The sequence below is a fragment of the Chondromyces crocatus genome (genome assembly GCF_001189295.1).
In the GTDB taxonomy this organism is placed as follows: Bacteria; Myxococcota_A; Polyangia; order Polyangiales; family Polyangiaceae; genus Chondromyces; species Chondromyces crocatus.
This window is the reverse complement of record NZ_CP012159.1, coordinates 1,204,907-1,229,754: the sequence shown is the minus strand read 5'-3', so window position 1 is coordinate 1,229,754 and position 24,848 is coordinate 1,204,907. Positions and strand designations below refer to the sequence as shown.

Here is a 24,848-nt window from a genome sequence, read left to right as displayed (position 1 = left end):
CCACAATTATTATCAAGACTTGTGGCTTCTCTCGGGATCCGTAGGTTCCGGCTCACCAGCGGTCCATCGACCGCGGAGGGGAGGAACGCATGCAGGAGCCGAAGAGTCGTCCGTTGACGGCGGAGGAGTCCGTCATCGTGGCCGAGCAAGAGCGCCTCGCCGGGGCCGTGCGCGAGGCGATGAAGGCCGCACGCGGGCGCGCCAGTGACGACCCGCTCGCGCGCGCTGCGCGCATCACGCTGCGGGACGACTACGCCACTGCGGGCGAGGAAGACCGGCCAGCGCTGCTGGCGCAGCTCCACGAAGTCGCCGCACGGGAGGATCGAAGGCGCGAGGAGCCGCTCACCGAGCACGACGCGCCCTACTTCGCCCACATGCGGGTGCGCGTCGGAACGAGGTCGCGTGACGTCCTCCTCGGCGCCCGTCCCCTGCTCGACACCACGGCGGGGGTCTCCCTCATCGATTACCGACGCGCACCGCTCGCCGAGGTGTTCTTCACCTGCCTTCCTGGCGACGACTACGAGATCGACGTCGACGGCCGCACCGTGGAGGGCGTTCTGGAGCGCCGGCACCTGGTGTCCTTCGAGCGCAACGTCCTCACCGCGGTGAGCGTGCCTGGAGGGACGCTCCGACGAGGGAACGCGGGATGGCGCTTCGAGCCGGGCACACTGATCCCGACCCTGTCCCGCGCCGCTGGTCAGGCGCTCGCCGCGGAGCTTCCGACGCGCGTGGAGGGAGGCCCCAGGCTCGCGTCGCTGCTCGACGACACCCAGCGGGCACTGCTCCGGCGTGATCCGCGCGAGCCGCTCCTCGTCCTCGGGGCGGCTGGCTGCGGCAAGACGACGGTGGCGCTCCACCGCGTGGCGGCGATCGTCCGAGAGCAGCCCGATCGGTTCGACCCGGCGAGCCTGCTCGTGATCGTTCCCGAGGAGGGCTTGCTGCACCTCGCTCGCCGCATGCTGGCGGACCTGGGCATGGAGCAGGTGGCGGTGCGGACCTTCGACGGCTGGATCCGAGGCGAGGCGCGCCGGCTCTTTCCCAGGCTCCCGGGCGAGTCCGAGGAGGCGCCGTTCGGCGTCCGCCGCGTCAAGCGGCACCCGGCGCTCACCCTGGCCATCGACGCGTTCCTCGACGCCACCGCGCGCGAGATCGGCGCTCGCCTCGACCGCCTCCTCGTGGGCCGCGGCGCCATCGACGCGGCCATCACGCGCCGCACCGAGCCCATCCTGGACGATCGCTTGCGGCTCGCCGAGCAGGAGCTCGTGCCCGAGACGCCACCCACCCGGCGTCGCTTGCTGGAGCAGGCCTTCCGGGAGGAACGCAAGAAGCTCACCCGCGTCCGCGGTGACCTTCGAAAGCTCGTCGGCGACCGCGCCTTGCTCGACCACGCAGCGCGGGTCGCGCCGGACGACCTACCGCCCCTGGTCCTGTCGCAGGTCACCGACCACACCCGCCGCCAGCTCGACGAATCCAGCGAGGTCCGGTACGCGCACGTGGATGCGGATCGCCGAGCGACCCTCGATGGCCGCTCGCTCGACGAAGGAACGCCCGACGCGCTCGCGGGCACGGTGGACGTCGAGGACTACGCCCTGCTGCTGGAGCTGCTCTACCGCAAGACGGGGCGCACCGAGACCCGAGCTGGAGAGCTCTCGCGCTACACCCACCTCGTCCTGGACGAGGCCCAGGAATTCGCGCCCATCGAGCTGCGCGTCCTCGGCCGCGCCCTCGCAGGTGGCAGCGCCACCGTGGCTGGCGACGCGGCACAGCGCATCGACCAGACCAGCCACTTCGCGTCCTGGGACGCCGTGGTCGGCGCGCTGGGCATCGACGCCACCCCCACCCACCTGGAGACCTCGTACCGCTGCCCGCGCCCCATCGTCGAGGTGTCCCACGCCGTCCTTGGCGAGGATGCCCCGAAGACCTTGCCGCGGGTGACACGCGAAGGCCCGCCAGTGCTCCTGACGAGGGTACCGAGCGAAGGCCACGCCGCCGTCGCCCTCACCGAGGCCTTGCGTGATCTCGTGCACCGCGAGCCGCGCGCCGCCATCGCGGTGATCGCCCACGATGCGACGACGGCACGCGCAGCGCACGAGGTGCTCGCCCGCGTCCTCTCGGCGCGCCTGGTCCTCGACGGAGACTTCGCCTTCGCTCCAGGGATCGAGGTGACCGAGATCGGCCAGGTGAAGGGACTCGAGTTCGACGTGGTCGTGGTGCCCGACGCCGATGCCGCGAGCTATCCCGACACGAACACGCATCGGCGCATGCTGCACGTCGCCTTGACCCGCGCCTCGCACCAGGCCTGGCTGATCGCTCCAGGAGCCCCTTCACCCATCCTGGCACGCCTGCGCAGCGTGGTTCCGGAGAGCCGCCTGGACTGCACCTCGTGGTAGCGTCGCCCGCCATGCGTACCCCCGCCCGGGCCTGGCTCCTGGCTTCTCTCGTCGGTTGCGGCACGGCGCCGACGACCCCCCCCGCACACCCCTCGGCCATGATGACCCCTGCACCGGCGCCGCCGTCGTTCCTCGACGCCTCGGCCGAGCCGCCTGAGCCCGCCCCCGCACCGCAACTCCTCGAGGAGTCCCACTCCGAGACGCTGCCGCGCGCCCATCACATCGCATCGCTCCCCGAGATCCGCGGCTTTGCCCTCTCGCCCGACGGGCAGCAGCTCGCCTACGTGCAGCGCAAGCCTCGACTCGACCCGAAGGCGAAGCCCTCCGACGACGACACCTTGGCTGGCTGGACCACCGAGGCCCAGCTCTGGATCGTCGATCGCAAGACCCGCGTCCCGCGAAAGCTCACGCACAGCACCGACGCGCCGACGAACCTGCGCTGGTCTCCGGACGGCCGCGCCATCGCCTTCGTACGCGCCCACAAGCAACGGCCCGCCCTTCACCTCTTGCCGCTGCACGGAGGCGAAGCCGAGGTCGTCGATCTGGGCGACCTCATGCCAGAGAATTACGCGTTCTCGCCCGACGGCCGCTTCATCGCGTTCACCGCGCCACCGTCGCTCACGGCCGCCGAGAAGGAGGCCCGCTGGCGGAACGGAGGCGTCATCGACGAGGCGACCCGCTTTCGTTCCTCCCAGCTCTGGGTCGTCGAGCGAGGCGGTACGCCGCGCCAGATCACCCAGGGGACCGCGCACGTCCTCGGCTTCCGCTGGTCCCCGAGCGGCCAGCGGTTCGCCCTCGTCACCTCGCCCACGTCCGACCCCTACGATGCCTCGTCCCACCAGACGGCGCGGGTCATCTCCACCGAGGGGACCACCGTCCGCGAGCTCACCAAGGAGTCACGCCCGCTCGGCACGCTCGCGTGGTCTCCGGACGGGCGCCACGTGGCCATCGAGAGCGGCGACAAGACCTTCTCGATGCTCAACACGCTCACCGTGCACGAGGTCGACACCGGCCGTGCCTGGAACGTCACCGAGGGGATCGACACCACGCTCGCCGGCTTCGCCTGGTCCGACGAGGGAAAGCACCTCACCCTGCTCATCAGCGAACGCACGGGGACCAAGCTGGTGCGCGTCCCCGCCAGAGGGGGTCGCAGCACCCAGCTCGGCGCGACCTCGCGGCTCCTCGAACCCCCGCTCCTCACGGATCAGGCGGGGCGATGGGCCGCCGTGCTCAGCTCGACGCCCAACGACTACTTCGCGCCGACCCTCGTCGATCTCAAGACGGGCGCGCTCGACGTGGTCCTGCCGCAAGGTCAACACACCGACGGCTGGTCCCCCGTGAAGACCGAGACCTTCCGCTGGAAGACGGCCGACAACGTGGAGATCGAGGGCATCCTCACGGTCTCTCCTCACGCCGGCACGGGGTCCGCGCCCTTGCTCGTCGCCCCACACGGTGGTCCCGACGCCGTGAGCCAGGATCGGTTCGACGCGTTCGCGCGTTACTTCGCGGCGCGCGGCTACTCGGTGTTTCGCCCCAACTACCGTGGCAGCTTCGGCTACGGGCACGCCTTCTACGCCGCCAACCGGGGCAAGCTCGGCGCGATCGAGTTCACCGACATCGAGAGCGGCGTCGACGCGCTGATCGCCGCCGGACGCGCCGATCCCCAGCGGCTCTACTACGGCGGCTGGTCCTGGGGCGGCTACATCACCGCCTGGACCATCGGGCACACCCGCCGCTACCGCGCCGCGGTGGTCGGCGCTGGCGTGATCGATGTCGTGAGCCAGTACGTGCTCTCCGACATCAACCATGGCAGCGCCGCGGAGTGGGAGTTCCTCGGCAACCCCTGGAAGCAGCCCGAGAAGTTCGCCGACAGCAACCCCTTGCGCTTCCTCCACCAGGTCACCACGCCGACCTTGGTCTTGCACGGCGAGCAGGACGATCGCGTCCCGCCCGTCCAGGGACGCGCCCTCTACCGCGCGCTCGTCGACATCGGCTGCGAGACACGGCTGCTCACGTACCCCCGCGAGCACCATGGCTTCCAGGAGCCAGCCCACCGCGCTCACCTCTGGGCCACCTGGTCCGCCTGGTACGCTGCCCACTGAGTCACCGGGAAGAGGCACAGACTCCCGAGGCCCCGCGAGCCCGGCGTGAACTCACCCGTCGTCGGCGATCCATGCCGCCTGGCTCGGAGGCGGCCGTACCCAGCCCCGCGCCGAGCGCTCGAAGACCTCACGGGACGCCGCGGCGAACGCCCTCGACGCCGGATGCCAGACCCGACGCTCCACCTCCACCCGCTGGTGCCCGATCCGCAGTACGTTGAACGAGTTCCGCTCGCCACGCCCCCGGGTCGAGGTGGCCGTCCCCGCCTGCACGAGGAGCGCGGAGTGGTTGTCGACGTCGAAGCGCTCCGCCGAGTGCCCGGTGTGGATCGCGTGCAGGTGCCCGGACAGGATCACGTCGATCTTGCAGTCGTCGAACGCCGCCATGGCCTCGTGGGCGCGCCCGACGAGCTTCTTGTGGTGGGACCCTTCCGGGAGGTCGAACGGATGGTGGGTCACCAGGATCTTGATCATGTCGTCGCTCAGCCCGCACATGCGCGCCTTCACCGCCGCGATCTGCTCACGGCTCACGCGCCCGTCCTTGATCGTGAGCGAGCGCGCCGTGTTGATGCCCATCACCGCCACCCGCTCATCGCACCAGAAGGGCGCGAGATCGTCGGTGATGTATCGCCGGTAACGACGGAGCCCGCGAAAGAAGCGAGAGAACAGATCGTAGAGGGGCACGTCGTGGTTGCCCGGTACCACCACCTGCGGCGAGGGGAGCGACTGGAGAAAGGCGCGAGCTGCCACGAACTCCTTCGACAGCGCTCGCTGCGTCAGATCCCCCGACACGACCACCAGGTCCGGCACGACCTCTCGCGCGACCGCGCGCAGCGGTTCGAGGAGGGCCAGATCGACACGGCCGAAGTGCAGATCGGAGAGGTGAAGGATCGTGCGCATGAGAAGTCCCTACCCGCTCATCGGAGCGATGGTCGCAGGCCATGAGCGCGAGTCGGTCTCGACGTCCTGGGCTTCGACCCCCTGGATGACGGCGGCCCGCTCGGGGGTGATGACCCGCAGCGCCCCTGGCAGCGAGCGATAACGAAGCGGTGGCGTCAGCTCCACGACCTCGCCGTCGAGGGCGACCAAAACCCGGCGCGCCTCCACGTCCATCCGGATCTCGGGGCTCCTGAAATGCGCGAACTCCCGCGCCGCATGGAGCCGTCCCAGCGCCGCGGCCCCGAGCAAGCGCACCAGGCCGAGCCTGCCCCCGGTCTGCGCCACGCCGACCCCCAGCTCGCCAGGCCCTGGAGCCGGTAGCATCCCGAGCAGGAACGCACCGAGCAGGTAGTCGTGGTTCCCGATGAACACGAAGGGTGTCTGGAGCCGCTCCGCTCCAGCTCGGGTCGTCATCAGCACCTCCTGGGCTTGATGACGCGGCAGCAGCGCCGCCGTGGCCACCGCGTAGGCGACCCACTTGTTCATCCCCCGGCGCACCCGCAGCTCGTCCCGGTAGCGGACGACGCTCGGGTGGAGCCCGAACGTGGAGTTGTTGACGAAGACGTGTCCGTTGACCTCGCCGGCGTCCACCTGACGCGTGCTCCCCTGGCCGATCAGCTTCACCGCGGCCGAGAGGTCCGCCGGGATCCCCATCGACCGTGCGAAGTGGTTGATGGTCCCGACAGGCAGGACGCCCAGGCATACGCTCGTCCCCACCACCGCCGAAGCGACGGCGCTGATCGTGCCGTCTCCGCCCGCGGCGACGACGGCGGGATACCCCTGCGCCACCGCACGCCGTGCCGTCCCGATCACGTCACCCCCTCGGTCGACGCAGAACAGATCCACCTCGAACCCCTCGGCGCGCAGGCGCTCGACGAGCCACGAGCGGGTCGCTGCGGCCCTCCGTTCCCGGGCGGCGCAGTTGAGCACGATGGCCAGCGGTCTGGGCATGGCAGAGCTTCTCCAGAGAAGAGATGTTCCGCCACGTCACCACGCCGTCCATCGGGCCCTCCCTGATCCAGGCCCCGGAAGCTCAGGCGCGGGCATACATGACATCGGAGCGCAGCACGTACTTTCTCCCTCGGGTCACTGGCGCGCCCCGGTGCGAGAGGTGATGGATGAACAGCAGCGCCGCGCCTCGCCGAGGGGTGACGCGGAGATCACCGTCGCAGTCGTAGAAGTCGGTGCTGCCTCCGCCGAAATCCTCGTTCAGGTAGAAGAGCACCGTGAGCATGCTGCGCTCCGCGCTGGAGCGCACGAAGGCGCCGTCACGGTGCCAGTCGAAGAACTGTCCCACCTCGTAGCGGTAGTAGCGGAACCGCTCGTTCAGCCCGATGGCGTAGAGGTCCCCGTACGCTGGGGGCACCAGGGGCTCGATGCGCTTCCAGAGCCAGGCCGCGTCGCGCGGGGAGTCTTGCATCACCCGGAGGTTGTTGCGCACCTCGGGCGCCATCCGGAACTTGTTGGGCCCCACGGTGATGGGTGCCTCGGCGAAACCCACGCCCTCGGCCTGCTGGATGAGCTGGTCGCACTCCGCAGCGGAGAGCACGGGGGACAGGGTGAAGAGCCGATCGCCTTGCAGAGCCTGCTTCTCGATGGAGGTCATGCGTGGACGATGGCGCGACGCCTGCCGGATCCTCCAGGGCAGCCCCCGGACCGGACCGGGCAGAACCGGGCAGAAGCGGAGGCGTGACCATGGTAGGGGGCAAAACCATGCGGCTGCCCGATCGTCCCCGTGTCGTGATCACTGGTGCTGGCTCTGGCCTCGGCCGTGCCCTCGCGCTCGAACTCGCCCGTAGCAAGAGCGCCCAGATCCTCATCGCCGAGCTCAACAAGGAGTCGGGCGAGGAGACCGCACGCCTCGTCCGGGACGCGGGCGGGGAGGCCTCCGTCGTGGCCTGCGACGTGAGCCGGCGCGAAGACGTCCTCGCACTCCCGGACGAGGCGGACCGTGCCATCGGCGGCGTCGATTTCCTGATCAACAACGCCGGCGTCGCCGTCGGGGGTCTGACGGGCGACGTCCCCCTCGAGGACTGGGACTGGGTGATGGGCATCAACCTCTGGGGGGTGATCTATGGGTGCCACGCCTTCGCTCCGCGGCTGAAGGCCCAGCGGAGCGGCGCCATCCTGAACGTCGCGTCCGCAGCCGGCTTGCTCTGCACCCCGCCTCTCGCCCCCTACAACGTCACCAAGGCCGGCGTCGTCGCCCTCTCGGAGACCTTGCGCGTCGAACTCGCACCCGCTGGCGTGACGGTGACGGTCCTGTGCCCGACCTTCTTCAAGACCGGCATCGCCGCGAGCGGTCGCACCCACGTCCCCAACTCCGGCCCCGAGGCCATCGAGCGGCTCATGGCGCGGTCCAAGGTGCAGGCCGACGGTGTGGCACGCGCCGCGATCAAGGCCGTGGAGCAGAACGAACTCTACGCGCTGCCGCACCTGGACGGACGCCTGGCGTGGCAGGCGAAGCGCAGCGCGCCGCAGGCCTTCTACGACTGGATCGTACCGCAAGTTTTCCGCCGGATGGGATGAGGGCCGCAGGCCACGGCCCGTGGCCCGCGCTCCAGGGTGTGAATGGCCATCTTCCGCGGGAGGATGCGCAAGCGAGCGCCGGATGCCGCTTGCACAAGCACGCCCCTCACGTGGATCCTGGCATGCAGGCCCGGTCGCTCGTCCGGGAACCGCCGGCCACCCCCTGCGGCCACATCCCTCAGCGAGGAGTTCATGGTCATCCCAGCTGAACTCGACATGATCGTTGCCGCCGTCCATGCGCAGAGAGATCGGCTCACGCAGGCACGGCACTGGATCCAGGCAGGGCTCGCCAAGAGCGAGGGCGCCACGGGGCCCGAGGCGCCCTCGCTTCGGCGGCTCCTCGAAGCGTCCAACCCGACGCCCCTCGGCACCGAGCAGCGCGGGATGGCGCGCGCCCTCGCCGCACTCCCGGGCGTGGACGACCGCACCATGAACGACTGGCTCGTCCTCCTCCGCGCCGGTCTCGCCGCCCAGTCACGTGGAGACTACAGGATGGCCGCGCAGCTCTTCGGCGAGGCCGATCGGATGCCCGCCGTCTACGAGCCCAGCCGCGCGCAAGCCCTGCAGTTCCGCGCTGGCGCCGCACTCGAACGGGGGGCGCTCGAGATCGCCGAGAAGGACTTCCGCGAAGCGCTCTCGCTTCACGAGCAGCGCGGGATGAACACCGCCCCCATCCAGGTGGGCCTGGCAGCGTGCCACTTCGCGCGCGGGGAGCGAGAGGCCGCCGACCACGCGCTGCACCTCGTCCACTCGTCCGCGACGCCAGAAAACGAGATCGATCCCGACACCCACTGCCTCATGTTGCGGCTCTCCCTGGAGCAGGACGGGCGCATCGAGCCGATCATCGCGCGCGTGGACGGCCTGATCGCGGCAGCCGCGCGCGAGCGGCAGGACGGGCTCCTGTACCTGTACAGCGACTTCCTGATCGACCTGACCCGGAGGGCCAGTGACGTCGACGGCGTCACGGAGACCGCGTTCCGTCAGGTCGAGGCGACGCTGAGCCTGGCGGAGCGGGTCGCGCTCGACATCGCCTCGGCAGATCCACCCTGGTACGCCATCCTCTTTCCCGCCCTCCGTGGCGAGCTGCTCGCCCTGGAAGGCACGGAACTCGCGAGGGCCTCCACCCTCTCGACCAGCGCCCTCGCGCGAGCGCGCGCCGAGTGGCCGGACGCCGTCCCGCTGCTCGCCCGCAAGCTCGTGAAGATCCTTGTCGGCGCGGCGCGGTGGGACGAAGCCCACACCCTCCTCGCCACCACGCTGCCCGAGGTCGCGGAGCAGCAGCATCTCAAGGAGCTGGCCGCGCTCCAGAGCGCCGAGATCGTCGTTCTCACGCGCCTCGCCGCCCCCCCGACCGACGTCGACGCGGCGCTCTCGCGGCTCCATGCCACCCTGGAGCACGCCTGGAGCCTCCGCCTCCGGGGGGACACGCTCCTCGAACTCGCGTCCGCGCTACCACCCGATCCCGCGCGTCCCCTCGATCCCCTGGCGCTGCTAGAAGACGCCGAGCGCTGCTTCCTCGAAATGCCGAGCCCGACGCAACGAGCCCGTTGTCAGGAGGTGATGGGCGACGTCCACGGCGCACGGGGGAGCAAGGAAGAGGCGCTCCGCTACTACCTGCTCGCCAAGGAGACCCAGGAGCAGCACGGACTGGGGCTCCGACGGTCGGTCCTTCTGGGCAAGCTGAAGACCGCTCGCGCGTAGGACCGGGCGCACACGCCCACGCGACGCCCACAGGGTCGAGGTATGCTGCGCTCATGGGAGGGTCACGCGACGGCCGCACGGCAGCCGAGATCTCGATGGTCGGCCTCGGCCTCGGCCTTCTCCTGCTGGTGACGCCGGCGCGCTTTCTCTGGGCGCGCGCCGAAGCAGGCTGGCTCGCCCCGTTCGTGGTGTGGATCGTCTTGATCGGGCTCGCCGCGTGGGCCTCCCACTCCGCCACGCGCGAGGACGAGTAGAGACGGCCTTGGCGCTCTCCGACGCCCACCTGCTCGCCGCTGCGCTCGGCTACGTCGCGGTGCTCTTCCTGCTCGCGCACGCCGCCGAGCGGGGCCGCTTGCCCGCCGGGCTCGCGCGCCACCCCCTGACCTACGTGCTCTCGCTCGGCATCTACGCCAGCTCCTGGACGTACTTCGGGAGCGTCGGAGTTGCCGACCAGCACGGCCTCGACTTCCTCGCCATCTCCCTCGGGCCGACGCTCGCCTGCCTGGCCATCCCGGCCATCTGGCTCCCGGTCCTCCGGCTCGCGCGCGCGCACCAGCTCAGCACGCTGGCCGACCTGTTCGCCTTTCGCTACCCGAGCCGCCTCACCGGCGCCGTCGTGGCGCTGTTCTCGCTCCTCGCCTCGGTGCCGTACATCGCGCAGCAGATCCGCGGCATCGTCGACTCGGCGCGCGCGCTCGCCCCCGAGCACTCCATCCCGACGCTCGGGCTCCTGGTCACGGCGCTGCTCGCGCTCTTCACCGTGCTCTTCGGCGCCCGCCACGTGACCCCCCGCGAGCGGCACGCGGGCCTCGCGGTGGCGATGGCCTTCGCCTCGCTACTGAAGCTCGGCGCTCTCCTGGCCGTGGGCGCGCTCGCGCTCTGGGGCGTGTTCGGCGGCACCGCTGGGCTCTCCACCTGGCTCACCGCGCACCCGGAGGCGTGGGCCGCTCAGCTCGCCCCCGTGAGGCGAGGCACGAGCTGGATGACGCTCCTCTTGCTCTCCTTCGGCGCCGCGTTCTTGCTCCCGAGGCAGTACCACGTGGCCTTCGCCGAGGGCCCGCCGGATCGCTCCTTGCTCACGGCGGGCTGGGGCTTCCCCCTCTACCTGCTGCTGATCAACCTGCCGCTCTTGCCCATCCTGTGGGCCGGACGCGAGGTAGCCCCCGGCGCCCCGGCGGACGTCCTGGTGCTGGCCGTGCCGCGCGCGCTGGGGTCCGTCTCGCTCTCCTTGCTCGGCTTCGTCGGCGGCGTGGCCGCCGCAAGCGCCATGGCGATCGTCACGACCATCGCGCTCGCGGCGATGACGCTGAACCACCTGGTCCTGCCCGCGCGCATCGAGGTGCTCCAGCGCGACGCCTATGCGCGGCTCCTGTGGCTGCGGCGAGGGCTCATCGCGGCCATCGTGGTGGCCGGCTACGGTCTCTACCTGCTCGAGGTCAGCGGCGGCCCCCTGGTGCAGCCCGGCCTGGTGTCGTTCGTCGCCTTCGCGCAGCTCCTGCCAGGCCTGTTCGGCCTGCTGTTCTGGCAGCGCGCGTCGCGTCAGGGCTTCCTCGCAGGCCTCGGCGCCGGCGCGCTGGCGTGGATCGCCATGGCGATGCTGCCCCTGGTCAGCTCCAGCCATGGCACGAGCCTCCGATTGCCCGCGTTCGGGGACCTCTACACCGACAGCTGGACGCCCCCGACCGTGGTGTCGCTCTCGCTCAACGTGACGCTGTTCGCGATCGTCTCCTTGCTCACCCGCCAGGGCGACGCCGAGGTCGAAGCGGCACGTCGGTGTGCGCGCGAAGGTCCCGCCCCGCAGCGCGGCGCGCCCGCCACCTCGGCTGCGGAGCTGACCCAGCGCCTCGCGCGCTCCCTCGGTGAGAGCGCGGCGCAGGCGGAGGTGGAGCGCGCGGTGCAGGAACTCGACCTCGAGCCCGGGGATCTCCGACCTGCCGAGCAACGGCAGCTCCGCGAGCGCGTCGAACAGAACCTCTCGGGCCTGCTCGGCCCGGTCCTCGCGCGGATGGTGGTCGATCAGGGCGCGGACACGAGCCCAGGCGAGGACGCGGCGCTCGCGGATCAGCTCCGGTTTCTGGAAGAGCGGCTGGGACAGAGCGGCAGCCCCCTCCAGGGAACCGCCGCTCAGCTCGACGTGCTGCGACGCTACCTGCGCTCCGTGCTGGAAGGCCTGCCGCTCGGCGTGTGCGCGCTCGGCCCGGACCACAGCGTGATCCTCTGGAACCGCGCGCTCGGCGCGACGACGACCATCGCCGGCGAGGACGCCGTCGGCTTGCCCATCGAGCGTGTGGAGGCGCCCTGGGGCGAGGTGCTGGGGCGCCTCGTCGCGACGGGTGAACAAGGCGTCGACGAGATCGCCGTGCAGACGCGCGACGGACAGCGCCGCTCGCTGCGCGTACACCGCGCCGAGCTGGCGCGTTCGGCGCTGCCCGGAAGCGCGCCGGCGGGTGGGTCGGGCGGGATGGTGCTGCTCGTCGAGGATCGGACCGAGCGCGAGGCGCTGCAGGCGCAGCTCATCCACCACGACCGCCTGGCCTCGATGGGGCGGCTCGCCGCCGGCATGGCCCACGAGATCGGCAACCCGCTCACCGGGATCACCTGCCTCGCGCAGAACCTCGAAGAGGAGACGGACTCACCCGACACGCAGGAGCGGGCCCGGATGATCGTCGAGCAGGCCATGCGCATCAGCGCCATCGTCCGCTCGCTCAAGACGTTCAGTCAGACGGGTACCAGCTCCATTGCCCCCGGCCCACCCGGCGCACCCGGCGCACCCGGCCATGTCGGCGAAGTGGCGAGCGCGCGGGTGGGCCGCGTCGAGCTTGCCGCCGTGGTGGACGACGCCATCCGCTTCGTCCGCCTCGACCGGGCCGCAAAGCAGGTGCAGCTCGAAAACCTGTGCCCTGAGGGCCTGCTCGTACTCGGCGAGCGGCAGCAGCTCACCCAGGTCTTCGTCAACCTGCTCACCAACGCCCGCGACGCCTCGACGGCAGGAGCGCAGGTCGTGGTGACCGCTCAGGCCGAGGAGACCTCCGTCCTCGCGCAGGTCATCGATCATGGCGTGGGCCTCTCTCAGGGCCTCCAGACACGCGTCTTCGAGCCCTTCTTCACCACCAAGGACCCGGCGGAGGGGACGGGCCTCGGCCTCTCGCTCGTGTACAGCATCGTGCGCGAGCACGGCGGCGACGTCGTGTTCGAGAGCCAGGAAGGCATCGGCACCACGGTGACCGTGCGGCTCCCACTTCATGCAGCGCGTCATCCCGAAAACCATTGAGAATCGTGAAGGTTTCAGCCTGACGCAGCGCACATCGAGCCCCCGTGCACCGCCTGGAAACTCGGGAGGGAATCGCCCTGCCGACAACCGTACGGCTTCCCCTGGCGGAGGCTTCGAAGGAAGATCAGCGCCCGTCGAGATGCCCCGTATCCTCATCGTCGAAGACGAGCTGGTGATCCGCGCAGAGCTGCGTCGCCTGCTGATGCGTCAGGGATACGAGGTGACGGAGGCCGGGTCGGTACGCGAAGCGGAGACCGATCAGGATCCTCGCGCCTTCGATCTGATCATCGCCGACGTGCGGCTCCCAGGCGCGCCAGGGACCGACCTCGTCACGCGCTATCCCGGCACCCCGGTGCTGGTGATGACCAGCTACGCGACCGTGCGGTCGGCCGTCGAGACGATGAAGCTCGGCGCGACCGAGTACCTGCCCAAGCCCTTCGACCACGACGAGGTGCTCCGGCTCGTGGAGACGATCCTCGCCCAGCCGCGTCCGGGCTCCAGCGCCGTCGAGGAGAGCGCGGCTGCACCTCCTCCGACCCAGTGTACCGGCGCCCCCACGGAGGGGGCGGGGTCGGACCTGGGCATGATCGGCAGCTCGCGCGGCATCCGCGACGTGTTCGAGCGGATCCGCAAGGTCGCCCCGAGCGACGCGACGGTCCTGGTGCTGGGCGAAAGTGGGACCGGCAAGGAGCTGGTCGCCACCGCCCTCCACCGCCACAGCCGCCGCAAAGATCGCCCCTTCGTCCCCGTGAACTGCGCCGCGATCCCGGAAGGGTTGATCGAGTCCGAGCTGTTCGGCCACGAGCGCGGTGCGTTCACCGGCGCGACCAGCACGCACACCGGCCTCGTCGAGGCGGCCGACGGAGGCACCCTGTTCCTCGACGAGATCGGCGAGCTCCCCGCCTCGGCCCAGGCGCGGCTGCTCCGCTTCCTGCAGACGGGCGAGGTGCGGCACGTGGGCGCCACCAAGGCCCGACGGGTCAGCGTACGCCTCGTCGCGGCGACCCACCGTGACCTCCAGGCGATGGTGCGGGACGGGACGTTCCGCAACGACCTCTACTTCCGCCTGCGGGTCATCGAGATCCGCATCCCTCCCCTGCGTGAGCGCTCGGGTGATGCGCTCGCGCTCGCGCGCAGCTTCGTCACCCACGCCTCGTCCACCGGCCGACGGTTCGTCCTGACCAACGACGCCGAGCGCGCCATCATCTCGCACCCCTGGCCGGGCAACGTCCGGGAGCTGGAGAACGCGATCGAGCGGGCGGTGATCCTGTGTGAAGGGGGCGAAATCACGCCCGAGCTGCTCGGCCTGGAGAGCGACGAGAGCAGGTCCGGGTCTCCCACCACCGACAACCCCCCCGCTGCGACCAGCAGCGACCACGGCTCCCTCTCGCTCGAGGACTACTTCCGGAAATTCGTGCTCGAACACCAGGATCATCTCACCGAGACCGAGATGGCACGGCGCCTCGGCATCAGCCGCAAGGCGCTGTGGGAACGCCGGCAGCGCCTCGGCCTGCCGCGTCCGCGCGGGGCGTGAGCGCGTTGTGAGGCGTGAGCGTTACCAAAGGTAGCGACCCCTCGTTACGAAACACCCCACCCCGCTCGGGGTCGCCCGACGCACGATCCACGGGACCGCCCATGGCGCATGAATCGGCGGCCGCACGGCTTGGCCCCGGGCTTGCTGTAGAGGCTCCACGGCGACCACCCGATCCCCCGACCTCTGCTCGGGCCTGGGCCTCGCCGACGATTCTTTCGAGCGCGCCGGGGGGCTTGCCGTCCCCTGGTGCGGGGGAGCTGGCCATCTCATGCGCGTGCTCGGAGCCGCGTTCACCGTCGCCGCGCTCAGCGTGGCCGCGACGGCGAGCGCTCAGGTCATCAGTCCACCGCCAGGGTTTCCGCCGGTGCAGAGCACCCCCACACCGGCGTTCCCCAACCTCAGCCAGGGCGCGACCATCCCTCTCAGCGAGGACGGCTCCCGCTTCTTGCGGGTCATGGCCTGGAGCCAGGTGTGGCTCCGCTACACCGAGCTGAATCCCGACTCCGTCGTGCGAGAGGAGCCCACGTCCTCGGCCCTCGACTTCGCCGTTCGCCGCGCGCGCCTCCTCGTCCAAGCGCAGGTCTCGAAGGACGTGATGCTCGTCGCCCACTTCGGCATGAACAACCAGAGTTCCGTCTCCGGGGGCTTCGGCACGGGCGCCGACACCCCGAAGCGCCCACAGCTCTACATGCACGACATCTGGGGGCAGTATCAGATCGTCGACGAGGTGCTCTCCATGGGCGCAGGCCTTCACTACTGGCAGGGCCCCACCCGGCTGGCGAACAGCACCACCATCTCGATGCTCCCCATCGACATGCCGATCTCCAACTGGCCGACCATCGACAAGACGGACCAGTTCGCGCGGCAACTCGGCGTGTACGCCAAGGGCAAGATCGAGAAGTTCGACTACCGCGTCGCGATCAACGAGCCGTTCTCCACCCCTGGCACCCCTGGCGAAGGCCGCGCCGACTACAACCCGAGATCGCAGAGCAAGGCGTTCACCGGCTACTTCAAGTACGACTTCCTCGAACCCGAGAGCAACGCGCTCCCCTACGCCGTCGGCACGTACCTCGGCAAGAAGAAGGTCTGGAACGTCGGCACGGGCTTCTACTACCACCCGAACGCCATGTCGTACCTTTCCGCCGGCGAAGAGCGGAAGGCGGATCAGCTCTTCCTCGGCGTGGACACGTTCGTCGATCTGCCCGCCGGCAAGGCAGGCGCCTTCACCGGCTACGTCAGCGCCCAGTACGAGGATTCGGGCCCTGGGTACGTGCGCAACGTCGGGATCCTCAACCCCTCGTCCGGCGTCGCCGAAGGCGCAGCCGGCTCGTTCAACGGTGCCGGCAACGCGGTACCGACCATGGGCACGGGCATCACCTACTACGGCATCCTCGGCTGGCTCGCGCCGTGGAGCTTCGGGCGCGCGGGGCAGCTACAGCCCTATGCGTCCGTGCGCTGGTCCAACTTCACCGCGCTGGGCGACCCCGTCGTCGTCCCCGACATCGGCCTCAACTGGCTGATCCTCGGGCACAACGCCAAGATCACGATCAACTACCGGAGCCGCCCGGTGTTTCAGCCCGTGCCCTCGGGCAAGCCGGTGGAAGACACACGCAAATCCGAGCTGACCCTGCAGACGCACGTCTATCTTTAGCCCCGGCGCATGCCGGGGAGACCGTGGAGGGAAACCGTCACCATGATCGATCTGAGTTCGAGCCCCCTCGCGCTGGGGAACCCGCGGGCACGCAGCATGGACGAGTACCGCGAAAGCTATCGCCAGAGCCTCGCCGAGCCAGAGCGCTTCTGGCGTGAGCAGGCGCGCACGCTGTCGTGGTTCCACGATCCCTACAGCATCCTCGACGTCGACGTGGAGGAGGTCGACTTCTCCTGGTTCACCGGCGGCCGCCTCAACGCGGCCTTCAACTGCGTCGACCGCCACGCCGCCGTGCACCCCGGAAAGCCCGCGCTGATCTGGGCGAAGAACGAGCCCGGCGAGTACAAGACCTTCACCTTCCGCGACCTCAAGCACCACGTCGGCCGGGTGGCCAACGTGCTCAAGGCCCACGGCGTGCGCAAGGGCGACCGGGTGTGCCTGTACATGCCCATGATCCCCGAGACCGTCTTCGCCATGCTCGCCTGCGCGCGCATCGGCGCGGTGCACTCGGTGGTGTTCGCCGGCTTCTCCGCCGAGGCGCTGCGCGAGCGCATCCTCGACGCCGGGTGTGAGGTGCTGGTCACGGCGAACGAGGCGCCGCGAGGGCCGAAGAAGGTGGCGCTCAAGGCGATCGCCGACGCGGCGATCGAGGGCCTGTCGCAGATCCGCTCGGTCCTCGTCGCCCGGCGCACCGACGCCTCCGTCCCCATGCGCGCAGGCCGCGACTTCTGGCTCGACGACGAGACGGCGAAGCACAGGTCGACCTGCCCCGTGGAGTGGGTCGCCTCCGAGGACCCCTTGTTCGTGCTCTACACCTCCGGGTCCACCGGCAAGCCGAAGGGCGTGCTGCACACGACCGCGGGCTACCTCGTCTACGCCTCGATGACCCACGCGCACGCCTTCGACGCGCGCCCCGACGACGTGCACTTCTGCACCGCCGACATCGGCTGGATCACCGGGCACAGCTACGTGGTCTACGGCCCCCTCGTGAACGGCGTCACCACGGTGCTCCTCGAGGCGACCCCGAACTACCCCGACGCCGGCCGGCTCTGGGAGATCACCGACGCCCTCGGCGCGGCGACCCTCTACACCGCGCCCACCGCGCTCCGTGCCCTCATCGCCGCCGGCGACGAGGTGCTCGAGCGCTCCAGCCGCAAGACCCTGCGCGTGCTCGGCTCCGCCGGCGAGCCGATCAGCCCCGAGGTGTGGACCTGGTTCCACGAGAAAGTGGGTCACGGCAAGGCCTCGGTCGTCGACACCTGGTGGCAGACCGAGACGGGCGGCGTGATGATCACCCCCCTCCCTGGCGTGACGCCGTGCAAGGCCGGGTCGGCCACGCTCCCGTTCTACGGCATCGACCTCGCGCTCCTCGATGACGAGGGGCACGTGATCCATGGCGGCGAGGTGAGCGGCAACCTCTGCGTGACGCGCCCCTGGCCCGGCCAGGCGCGGACGCTCTACGGCAACCACCGCCGCTTCCGGGAGACGTACTTCAACCGGTTCCCGTCGCTCTACTTCACCGGCGACGGCTGCCGACGTGACGACGACGGCTACTACTGGATCACCGGCCGCGTCGACGACGTGCTCAACGTCTCGGGTCATCGCCTCGGCACCGCCGAGGTGGAGAGCGCGCTCAGCCGCCACGACGCCGTCGCCGAGTCGGCCGTCGTCGGCTTCCCCCACCCCATCAAGGGCACGGGCATCTTCGCCTACGTGGTGCTGCGCCCGGACACGCCCGTCGAGAGCGCAGAACAGCTCATCGGCGCGCTCAAGGAGCAGGTGCGCCACATGATCGGTCCGATCGCCACGCCCGACCGCATCCACATGGTCCCGGGCCTGCCGAAGACCCGCTCCGGGAAGATCATGCGCCGCATCCTCCGGGGCATCGCCGCAGGGCAACGAGAGGGCTTCGGGGACACCAGCACGCTGGCCGAGCCTGCCATCGTCGAGTCGATCATCACCACCGTCCTCGGTGAGGAGCGCGCAGCATGAGCGCACAGCGAGCAGCCTCGCGGCTCACGGACGCCCCGGAGGACGACGCCACCGGGAGCGCGTCGGGGCACGACCCCCCTGACACGTCGGCGCCTGGCGCCGGAAAGGAACCAGCGCAGGGCCCCCCCAGCACGACCCGCGCGCTCAGCGAGCTCGCGGCCCGGCGCGACCGCATCGCGCTCATCCTCACCGCAACCACGATGATCGTCTACTTCGGCTTCGTGCTGCTGGTGGCCTTCGACAAGCCCCTGCTCGGGCAGGTGATCCGGCCCGGCCTGAGCGTGGGCATCGCGCTCGGCGCCACGGTCATCCTCGCCGCCTGGGTGCTCACCGGCATCTACGTCGTCTGGGCCAACCGCCGGTACGACCCCGCCGTCGAAGCCATCCGCGCTGCTGGAGAGGACTCATGAAGCCCGACACCTCGCTCGGTCAGACGAGCCCCATCGCCATCGCCTTCTTCTTCGGCTTCGTCGCCCTGACCATGGGGATCACCTACTGGGCGGCGCGGCGCACCAAGACCACCAGCGAGTTCTTCGCCGCGGGTCGGAGCGTCACCGGCTTCCAGAACGGCCTCGCGCTCGCGGGGGACTTCATGAGCGCCGCGAGCTTCCTCGGCATCGCCGGCCTCGTCGCGTCGTCCGGCTTCGACGGCCTCATCTACTCGGTCGGGTGGCTGGTCGGCTGGCCGGTGATGACGTTCCTCATCGCCGAGCCGCTCCGCAACCTGGGCAAATACACCTTTGCCGACGTGGTCGCCTACCGCTTGCGCCAGACGCCGGTGCGCATCGCGTCCGCCGTCGGCGGCCTCACCGTGGTCGCCTTCTACCTCATCGCGCAGATGGTCGGCGCCGGCGGGCTCGTCCAGCTCATGTTCGGGCTGCCTTACGAGACGGCGGTGCTCATCGTCGGCGCGGTGATGCTCGCCTACGTGCTCTTCGGCGGGATGATCGCCACCACCTGGGTGCAGATCATCAAGGCGGTGCTGCTCCTCGGCGGCGCCTCGCTGCTCGCCTTGCTCGTGCTCTCGCGCTTCGGCTGGAGCCCGCTCCAGCTCTTCGACGCGGCGGCGCAGCAGTACGGGCCCGACGTGCTCGCCCCTGGCAAGCTGGTGACGAGCCCCTTCGAGGCCGTGTCGCTCGGCCTCGCGCTCATGTTCGGCACCTCGGGGCTGCCGCACGTGCTGATGCGCTTCTACACCGTGCCCGGAGCGCGGGCGGCCCGCAGCTCGGTGTTCATCGCCACCGGCTTCATCGGGTTCTTTTACCTGGTGACGTTCGTGCTGGGCTTCGGCTCCTCGGTCCTCGTGGGGCGCGACGCGATCCGGGCGGTGGACAAGGGTGGCAACATGGCGGCGCTCCTGCTCGCCGAGGTCGCGGGCGGCAAGGCGTTCCTCGGGTTCATCTCCGCCGTCGCGTTCGCCACCATCCTGGCCGTGGTCGCCGGCCTCACCCTGAGCGGCGCCGCCGCGCTCTCGCACGACATCTGGGTGAGCGTGATCAAGAAGGGCAGCGCCGACGAGCAGGAGCAGCTCAAGGTGGCGCGCGTCGCGACGGTGGTGCTCGGGCTCTTCGCCGTCGTGCTGGGGATCGTCTTCAAGGGCCAGAACGTCGCCTTCATGGTGGGCCTGGCGTTCGCGGTCGCAGCCAGCGCCAACTTCCCCGCCCTGGTCCTGTCGATGTTCTGGCGGCGCTTCACCACCCGGGGGGCGGTGGCGAGCATGATCACCGGCACCGTCTCCGCCATCCTGCTGATCGCGCTGTCGCCGACCATTCAGGTCGACCTGCTCCACAAGGCGACGGCGATCTTCCCGCTGAAGAATCCGGCCCTCGTCACCATGCCCCTGTCGTTCCTCGTGGGCATCGTTGTCTCCTTGCTCTCCCCCGAGCCCACGGCCTCGATGCGCTTCGCCGAGGTCGAACGGCGCATGCACCTCGGCGCCACCACCGCGGACTGACACGGCGTATCAGGGGCTTCACGGCCCCTGCGCTCGCGTGGATCGCAACCCCTTCAGCGACGTTCGCAAGGGGTCTGCACTCGTCCTCGGCCAGCGCCTCCTCGGCCAGCGCCTTCAGGTAAGCCCATCGCCGCTCGATCCCATCGGCGCTCTCGCTCGACGCGCCATCGAGCGCGCGGGTTGCCTGCACCAGCTCACGGAGCCACGCAGTCCGCGCCAGGACCGTCGTGTTGAAGTGCGACCGGAGACGGTCGTCGTCCATGGCCCGGCAGAGGATGCCCTCTACGAACGCAGCAAGCTCCCGCGACGAGGCTCCGTCGAGGCGTCACGAGATCGTCGAGGTCACCGAGCGACTGTCGGTGCCAGGTGCCATCGACCAGCGCCCACGCGCTCTCCGAGAGGGGCGCTTCGAGCGCAGGGCGCAACAGGGTGGGCGCGCGACGCTCTGGCTTGCGGTCCGGCGCTGGCTCACTGCCCGGTGCGCTTCACGCGGAACTCGACGCGCCGGTTCTGCGCTTTGCATCCCTCGTCGGGGGTGAAGCAGACCGGAGCGGATGCCCCGTAACCCGGAGCGACCATCGGCGTCCGCACGCCGGCGCCGATCAGGTAGCGCACCACCGCGTTCGCCCGTCGCTCGGAGAGCTTGATGTTGTGCTCCGTGGACCCCTGGTTGTCGGTGTGCCCCTCGACCGTGAGCTGCACGATCTCGGGGTGGGTCTTCACGATCTCGGCGACGTTGTTGAGCACCGGGAACGACTCGGACCGGATCTCGTCCTTGTCCGTGTCGTAGTGGATGCTCTTGGCGATGCGGATGCGGTCGCCTTCGAGCACCGCGTCGCCCACGGCGACCTGGGCCGGTGGCGGCGCAGGCTGGAGCTGCTGCACTGGCTGGGGATCGGGTGGCGGCGGCGGCTGCGACGCCGCTTCCACCTCCACCTTGGCGGAACCGCACCCCACCATCAGCGCCAAGCACAGCCCGAACACGAGGGATTCACCCGTCCGCATGCTCTCTCCTTGTGCTCCGCTGTTACCATGTTGCACTGACGACACCAAGCCGTCCGCCCGGAGCGCGTGATCCCGACGGCATGCATCGTGCTGTCCGCTACGCCCAGGGTGATGGTGTGGTGACAGGGACGCTCGCGAAACGGGATCCAGCCTTCGCGCTGCCAGGAAGCTCGGTCCAGGCTGTCGTGACGGACGCCGCACGCGCGGCGAGACGGCAGCGGCTCAAGAGCTGGGGCATGTGGGCGCTGCGCGGCGCCCTCGCGGTGGGCGGCGTGTCCACCGTGGCGCTGCTCGTCCGCGACGCCGGCCCGGCCACGCTGCTCGAGGTGCTCGAGACCGCCGCCCCGTGGATTCCGCTGCTCCTCACCATCGAGGTGGCGCGCATGGGCACCGACGCCCTCGCCACCTGGCTCGCTCTGGGACGCCGCGCCCACGCCGTGCCGATCCCCGTGCTCGCACGCGCTCAGCTCATCGGCACGGCCGTCGGTACCCTGGCGCCTGCGGGGCGCACCGCCGCCGAGGCCACCAAGGCTGCGCTGCTCGCCCCCTGGACGGGCGGCGCCCCCGCCACCGCGGGCGCGGCCACCACCCAGGCTGCCACCCTGCTGTCGACCGCGCTGATCTCTCTGCCGTGCGCGTGGGCCGCCTCCCGCTTGACCGGCGCCTCCTGGATCACCGTGGCCCTGCTGATCCATGCGGCCGTGCTGTTCTTGCTCGGCGTCGGTGTGCGCCTCGTCATGCGCTCCCCCCGCCTCGGTCGATGGCTCGCGCGCCGGGAGCGGCTCAGCCGGAACGCCGCCACCTTCCAGCAGGTGGCCAAGGAGACGCCCGTGCTCTCTCCGGGCCCGACGGCCGCGCTGCTCCTCGGCCGTGCGCTGCAAGTGCTCCAGTACGGCGTCATCGTCCACGCCGTGGGCGTGTCGGTCTCGGCCGTGCAAGCGCTCTTCTCGCAGGGCCTGAACCTGATGGCGCTCGCCGTCGGTGTGCTGGTCCCCGGCCAGCTCGGGGTGAGCGAGGGCGCATTCGCCCTCTCCGCCTCGACGCTGCACACCACCGAGGCCAAGGCGATCGCCATCGCGCTGCTCGCTCACCTCCTCCAGATCGCGCTCCTGCCGCTCGGCGCGCTCACCCCCCTTCTCTGGAAAGTCAGGGCTCCGAGCGAGCCCCGATCGCCCACGCGCGAGAGTCTGAAACGTTCGGTGATCACGGAGACCTTGGCCTGACGTCTCGGGGAGCGCATCCACGCCTCGATCTCCGCATGGATCGTACGTCGATCGCCGGATGGACCCTGGGGAGACCCCGTATACTTCAAGGCGGTGCTCAGGCTGGTTCTGTTCGCTTCGATCGGCGCTCGTCATCGCGCGAAGAGGCGGCTCGTCGTGTCGACCCTGCTGACGCTCACCCTCGGCGCGGCAGAACTCGCGGACGGTCACCTCGACGAGCCTTCAGGGGATCTGCGCGCGCGGATCCTCGGGCTCCTGGAGAGCGGGCCCGAGCCCCTCACCGAAGGGGATGTGGATGGTGATGGCTTGCTCGACGCCTGGGAGGACGAGGTCGCGCAGCGCTTCGCTCCCGTCGTCGTGCTCGACGCGCTGGATGCGCATCGTCCCGCCTCGGTGCCCTGGCTGCTCGCGCGCGCGCGGCTCCCGGGAGCGCAGGGACTGCGAGCCGCGTTCGCGGGGATGACACCGCCGACGCTCGAAGGCGATGACGCCGAGCCTTTCGGGGCGGAAGCCCGCGCGGGCAGCGACGAGCCGAGCGACTGGACGTGCTACGCCCACGTGTACCCGCGGGCCGACGGGGGCACGCTGATCCAGTACTGGTTCTACTACCCCTACAACGACGGGCTCCTGTTCTTCGATCACGAGAGCGACTGGGAGCACGTCACCGTGCGGCTCGACGCGCGCGGGGAGCCGGTCGGCGTGTACCTGGCCCGGCACGAAGACAATGCGCCCGGTCCGTTCCGACCGTGGGCGAGGGTGCGACGCGCTGGCGATCATCCGGTCGTGCTCTCCGCCCGCGGGTCACACGCGACCTACGCCGACGCCGCCGACGTGCCCTGGTTCGAGTCGACGGCGCGGTGTGGCGACCTCGAAAACTGCGCGCACCCACGCTGGCGCACCTGGGAGGGGGGTGGCCTGGCGAACCTGGGCGAGCGCGCACGCCCGCGCGCGCTGTCGGAGGTGATGCGTCCCTTCGGTCCATGGGGGGCGAAGCGCACGTTGCCGGGGACCTCTGCGCCGCTCAGTCCGCTGCACCAGCGCGGGTGGTGCAGTGACGGCTACCAGCGCTGTCTGCTCACCGAAGGCTGATCACCCCCTTTGGCAGTGTCAGAAGACGGATGGCCCGGTGAAGTGCGGTGGTCGAACGCCGACGGGGTGAGTTTCGCCGGGAAACTCCCGCGGTCGCCAGCCGGAGGCGAGAGGAATGTCGCGGCGTCCATGCCCTCGTCTTCCGTCGATCCACGGCGTTTTGTGGCAACACCAGCCTTCGCCGGCCAGCGCCCCCCTGTCTCTCCAGCAACCCGCCTGGGCGGCGTCGGCGCCTGCGGGTCGAGCGCGGAGAGCGGCGAGGTCGCGCGCCGACGCACCCACTTTCGCGGCAACCTCTCCGGGGCGGCAGCGCTGACGACCAGGATTTCGGGCTGGGCACCTTCCCAGGGCGATCGCCTCCGTCCGGCGGTGGCCCGCCGGCTCAGACCCATGGGGTCCGCGGGCGGCCACCGTCGTCAGGCGGCTGCCCGCGAAAGCAGCCACCTTCGTCAGGCGGCTGCTCTCGGGATCAGCCCACGTCGCTCGCGGGCGTTCGCTCGATGCGTGACTCGGCGCTCTCGGGCCCGTCTTTCGACGAGGCATGGGAAAGCTCGGCGTCCGACGTCACCGAGGTGTGGGACTCGTGCGAGGCCGGTCCCACGTCCTCGTCGTGGTGGGGCGTCTCGAACTGGTGATGCTGCGCGAACGAGCGCGCTGCGCGCCGCGCCTTGAGGAACTCGGCGAATGCCGTCAGCGTGTCGAGATCCCGGGGACCGAGCGCCTCGGCGATCTCGCGCAGGTTCTTGCGCAGGGTCTCCACGCTCCTGCCACGCCGCACCTCCCGCGGCTCCGGGTGCTCGGGCACCGGAGGCGCCTCCTGGCCCGGGCGGGACGGCTCTGGCACCCACATCGGACGCGCCACCGGGGTGAGCGCATGCGCGTTGAGCCACGCTTCCATGAAGATGCGCAGCCGCTCGCTCCGGAAGGCGAACCACCGCTCGCGCTCGGGGCCGTACTGCATGAGTACGTCCTTGAAGCGACGGAACGCCCCCTTGCCGTCGATCGCTTGCGTGAGCTTCCCTTGAAGCTCGGGGTCCTCCACCATCGGGATGTACCGCTCCATCCAGCGGTACTGCTCTCGCGAGCTGACCGGATCGATGCGCAGGTAGTTCAGGTCCGAGGCGATCCGCGCGTGCATCTGCGGATCGGCCACGCCGTCCACCACACGCAGCACGTCCCCCGTGCTGAGGTGAAGATAGGAATGCACCTCTGGCGCGTTGTTCTCGAAGGCGTCCTCTAGCGCCTCCCAGTCGATCGGGATGTCGCGCATGGCGGCCCCACCGGCTGAAGGGTTCTCGTTGTTCGGCATGTCCTCCTCGTGACTCGTAGAAGCGACGGGGTCCCGGTGGGCTGTCCGGATGCCCCGGTTCAAGTGGACCAAGTTTGAACGGATTTGCGCCATCGTCATAGAACTTCCGGGGTGCTGGGGGGTTCTCTGGCTCAACCCGCCCAGGGCGTGGCTGATTCCGAG

Annotated in this window: 17 protein-coding genes and 1 pseudogene; 13 read left to right on the top strand and 5 right to left on the bottom strand. The window is 70.3% G+C overall.

What is annotated here, in order from left to right; all coding sequences use genetic code 11:
- The first annotated feature begins 89 nt into the window (after nt 1-89).
- A complete protein-coding gene (locus tag CMC5_RS04665; protein ID WP_050429285.1) occupies nt 90-2,390 on the top strand; it encodes an ATP-binding domain-containing protein in 2,301 nt (766 codons plus the stop codon).
- An 11-nt stretch (nt 2,391-2,401) separates the two neighbouring features.
- On the top strand, nt 2,402-4,492 hold the full coding sequence (locus CMC5_RS04660; protein ID WP_156338204.1) for a S9 family peptidase: 2,091 nt from the start codon (nt 2,402-2,404) through the stop codon (nt 4,490-4,492).
- A 51-nt stretch (nt 4,493-4,543) separates the two neighbouring features.
- Here the strand turns inward: CMC5_RS04660 and CMC5_RS04655 are convergent, their stop codons facing one another.
- The 3 genes from CMC5_RS04655 to CMC5_RS04645 form a co-directional block, all read right to left on the bottom strand.
- Nucleotides 4,544-5,389, bottom strand: coding sequence for a metallophosphoesterase family protein (locus tag CMC5_RS04655; protein WP_050429283.1), 846 nt, complete (start codon nt 5,387-5,389; stop codon nt 4,544-4,546).
- Nucleotides 5,390-5,398: 9 nt separating this feature from the next.
- A complete protein-coding gene (locus tag CMC5_RS04650; RefSeq protein WP_050429282.1) occupies nt 5,399-6,379 on the bottom strand; it encodes a diacylglycerol/lipid kinase family protein in 981 nt (326 codons plus the stop codon).
- Nucleotides 6,380-6,461: 82 nt separating this feature from the next.
- Nucleotides 6,462-7,034: a prolyl hydroxylase family protein gene (locus tag CMC5_RS04645; RefSeq protein ID WP_050429281.1), complete on the bottom strand. Its 573-nt coding sequence runs from the start codon at nt 7,032-7,034 to the stop codon at nt 6,462-6,464.
- Between the two features lie 107 nt (nt 7,035-7,141).
- On the opposite strand from CMC5_RS04645, the gene CMC5_RS04640 reads away from it, so the two are divergent.
- The 9 genes and pseudogenes from CMC5_RS04640 to CMC5_RS04600 all read left to right on the top strand — a co-directional run bounded on the left by CMC5_RS04640 (nt 7,142) and on the right by CMC5_RS04600 (nt 20,060).
- Complete coding sequence (locus CMC5_RS04640) at nt 7,142-7,957, top strand: SDR family NAD(P)-dependent oxidoreductase (RefSeq protein ID WP_050429280.1); 816 nt, start codon at nt 7,142-7,144, stop codon at nt 7,955-7,957.
- A 192-nt stretch (nt 7,958-8,149) separates the two neighbouring features.
- The gene (locus tag CMC5_RS04635; RefSeq protein ID WP_050429279.1) at nt 8,150-9,658 is read left to right on the top strand and encodes a hypothetical protein; all 1,509 of its coding nucleotides are present in this window, start codon (nt 8,150-8,152) and stop codon (nt 9,656-9,658) included.
- Nucleotides 9,659-9,711: 53 nt separating this feature from the next.
- Complete coding sequence (locus CMC5_RS04630) at nt 9,712-9,912, top strand: hypothetical protein (RefSeq protein ID WP_050429278.1); 201 nt, start codon at nt 9,712-9,714, stop codon at nt 9,910-9,912.
- A gap of 8 nt (nt 9,913-9,920) precedes the next feature.
- A complete protein-coding gene (locus tag CMC5_RS04625; protein WP_050429277.1) occupies nt 9,921-12,929 on the top strand; it encodes an ATP-binding protein in 3,009 nt (1,002 codons plus the stop codon).
- Nucleotides 12,930-13,068: 139 nt separating this feature from the next.
- Nucleotides 13,069-14,463 (top strand): sigma-54-dependent transcriptional regulator, encoded by a 1,395-nt coding sequence (locus CMC5_RS04620; protein ID WP_050429276.1) that lies wholly within the window; start codon nt 13,069-13,071, stop codon nt 14,461-14,463.
- Nucleotides 14,464-14,731: 268 nt separating this feature from the next.
- Nucleotides 14,732-16,114: a hypothetical protein gene (locus CMC5_RS04615; protein ID WP_050429275.1), complete on the top strand. Its 1,383-nt coding sequence runs from the start codon at nt 14,732-14,734 to the stop codon at nt 16,112-16,114.
- A 42-nt stretch (nt 16,115-16,156) separates the two neighbouring features.
- The gene (gene acs, locus CMC5_RS04610; protein ID WP_050429274.1) at nt 16,157-18,106 is read left to right on the top strand and encodes an acetate--CoA ligase; all 1,950 of its coding nucleotides are present in this window, start codon (nt 16,157-16,159) and stop codon (nt 18,104-18,106) included.
- A gap of 134 nt (nt 18,107-18,240) precedes the next feature.
- Nucleotides 18,241-18,516, top strand: a pseudogene (locus CMC5_RS42040) (DUF485 domain-containing protein); the annotation flags it as partial.
- Nucleotides 18,513-20,060, top strand: a complete 1,548-nt coding sequence (locus CMC5_RS04600) for a solute symporter family protein (RefSeq protein ID WP_050429273.1) — start codon at nt 18,513-18,515, stop codon at nt 20,058-20,060. The pseudogene CMC5_RS42040 and the gene CMC5_RS04600, both read left to right, overlap by 4 nt.
- 468 nt (nt 20,061-20,528) lie before the next feature.
- Here the strand turns inward: CMC5_RS04600 and CMC5_RS04595 are convergent, their stop codons facing one another.
- Nucleotides 20,529-21,065, bottom strand: a complete 537-nt coding sequence (locus CMC5_RS04595) for an OmpA family protein (RefSeq protein WP_050429272.1) — start codon at nt 21,063-21,065, stop codon at nt 20,529-20,531.
- Nucleotides 21,066-21,145: 80 nt separating this feature from the next.
- Here CMC5_RS04595 and CMC5_RS04590 point away from each other — a divergent pair, with 80 nt between their 5' ends.
- Both CMC5_RS04590 and CMC5_RS04585 read left to right on the top strand, forming a co-directional pair.
- A complete protein-coding gene (locus CMC5_RS04590; RefSeq protein ID WP_245678295.1) occupies nt 21,146-22,288 on the top strand; it encodes a lysylphosphatidylglycerol synthase domain-containing protein in 1,143 nt (380 codons plus the stop codon).
- A 156-nt stretch (nt 22,289-22,444) separates the two neighbouring features.
- The gene (locus CMC5_RS04585) at nt 22,445-23,377 is read left to right on the top strand and encodes a hypothetical protein (RefSeq protein WP_156338200.1); all 933 of its coding nucleotides are present in this window, start codon (nt 22,445-22,447) and stop codon (nt 23,375-23,377) included.
- 469 nt (nt 23,378-23,846) lie between these two features.
- On the opposite strand, the gene CMC5_RS04580 is transcribed toward CMC5_RS04585, so the two are convergent.
- Entirely contained in the window at nt 23,847-24,686 is an 840-nt protein-coding gene (locus CMC5_RS04580) for a UPF0158 family protein (RefSeq protein WP_082362239.1), read from the bottom strand.
- Between the last annotated feature and the right edge of the window lie 162 nt (nt 24,687-24,848).

Bases quoted from the DNA above. Each gene is read 5' to 3' on its own strand.
- CMC5_RS04600 (WP_050429273.1), top strand. From the start codon at position 18,513: ATGAAGCCCGACACCTCGCTCGGTCAGACGAGCCCCATCGCCATCGCC.
- acs (WP_050429274.1), top strand. From the start codon at position 16,157: ATGATCGATCTGAGTTCGAGCCCCCTCGCGCTGGGGAACCCGCGGGCA.
- CMC5_RS04665 (WP_050429285.1), top strand. From the start codon at position 90: ATGCAGGAGCCGAAGAGTCGTCCGTTGACGGCGGAGGAGTCCGTCATC.
- CMC5_RS04645 (WP_050429281.1), bottom strand. From the start codon at position 7,034: ATGACCTCCATCGAGAAGCAGGCTCTGCAAGGCGATCGGCTCTTCACC.
- CMC5_RS04595 (WP_050429272.1), bottom strand. From the start codon at position 21,065: ATGCGGACGGGTGAATCCCTCGTGTTCGGGCTGTGCTTGGCGCTGATG.
- CMC5_RS04630 (WP_050429278.1), top strand. From the start codon at position 9,712: ATGGGAGGGTCACGCGACGGCCGCACGGCAGCCGAGATCTCGATGGTC.
- CMC5_RS04640 (WP_050429280.1), top strand. From the start codon at position 7,142: ATGCGGCTGCCCGATCGTCCCCGTGTCGTGATCACTGGTGCTGGCTCT.
- CMC5_RS04615 (WP_050429275.1), top strand. From the start codon at position 14,732: ATGCGCGTGCTCGGAGCCGCGTTCACCGTCGCCGCGCTCAGCGTGGCC.
- CMC5_RS04620 (WP_050429276.1), top strand. From the start codon at position 13,069: ATGCCCCGTATCCTCATCGTCGAAGACGAGCTGGTGATCCGCGCAGAG.
- CMC5_RS04660 (WP_156338204.1), top strand. From the start codon at position 2,402: ATGCGTACCCCCGCCCGGGCCTGGCTCCTGGCTTCTCTCGTCGGTTGC.
- CMC5_RS04655 (WP_050429283.1), bottom strand. From the start codon at position 5,389: ATGCGCACGATCCTTCACCTCTCCGATCTGCACTTCGGCCGTGTCGAT.
- CMC5_RS04580 (WP_082362239.1), bottom strand. From the start codon at position 24,686: ATGCCGAACAACGAGAACCCTTCAGCCGGTGGGGCCGCCATGCGCGAC.
- CMC5_RS04650 (WP_050429282.1), bottom strand. From the start codon at position 6,379: ATGCCCAGACCGCTGGCCATCGTGCTCAACTGCGCCGCCCGGGAACGG.
- CMC5_RS04590 (WP_245678295.1), top strand. From the start codon at position 21,146: ATGCATCGTGCTGTCCGCTACGCCCAGGGTGATGGTGTGGTGACAGGG.
- CMC5_RS04635 (WP_050429279.1), top strand. From the start codon at position 8,150: ATGGTCATCCCAGCTGAACTCGACATGATCGTTGCCGCCGTCCATGCG.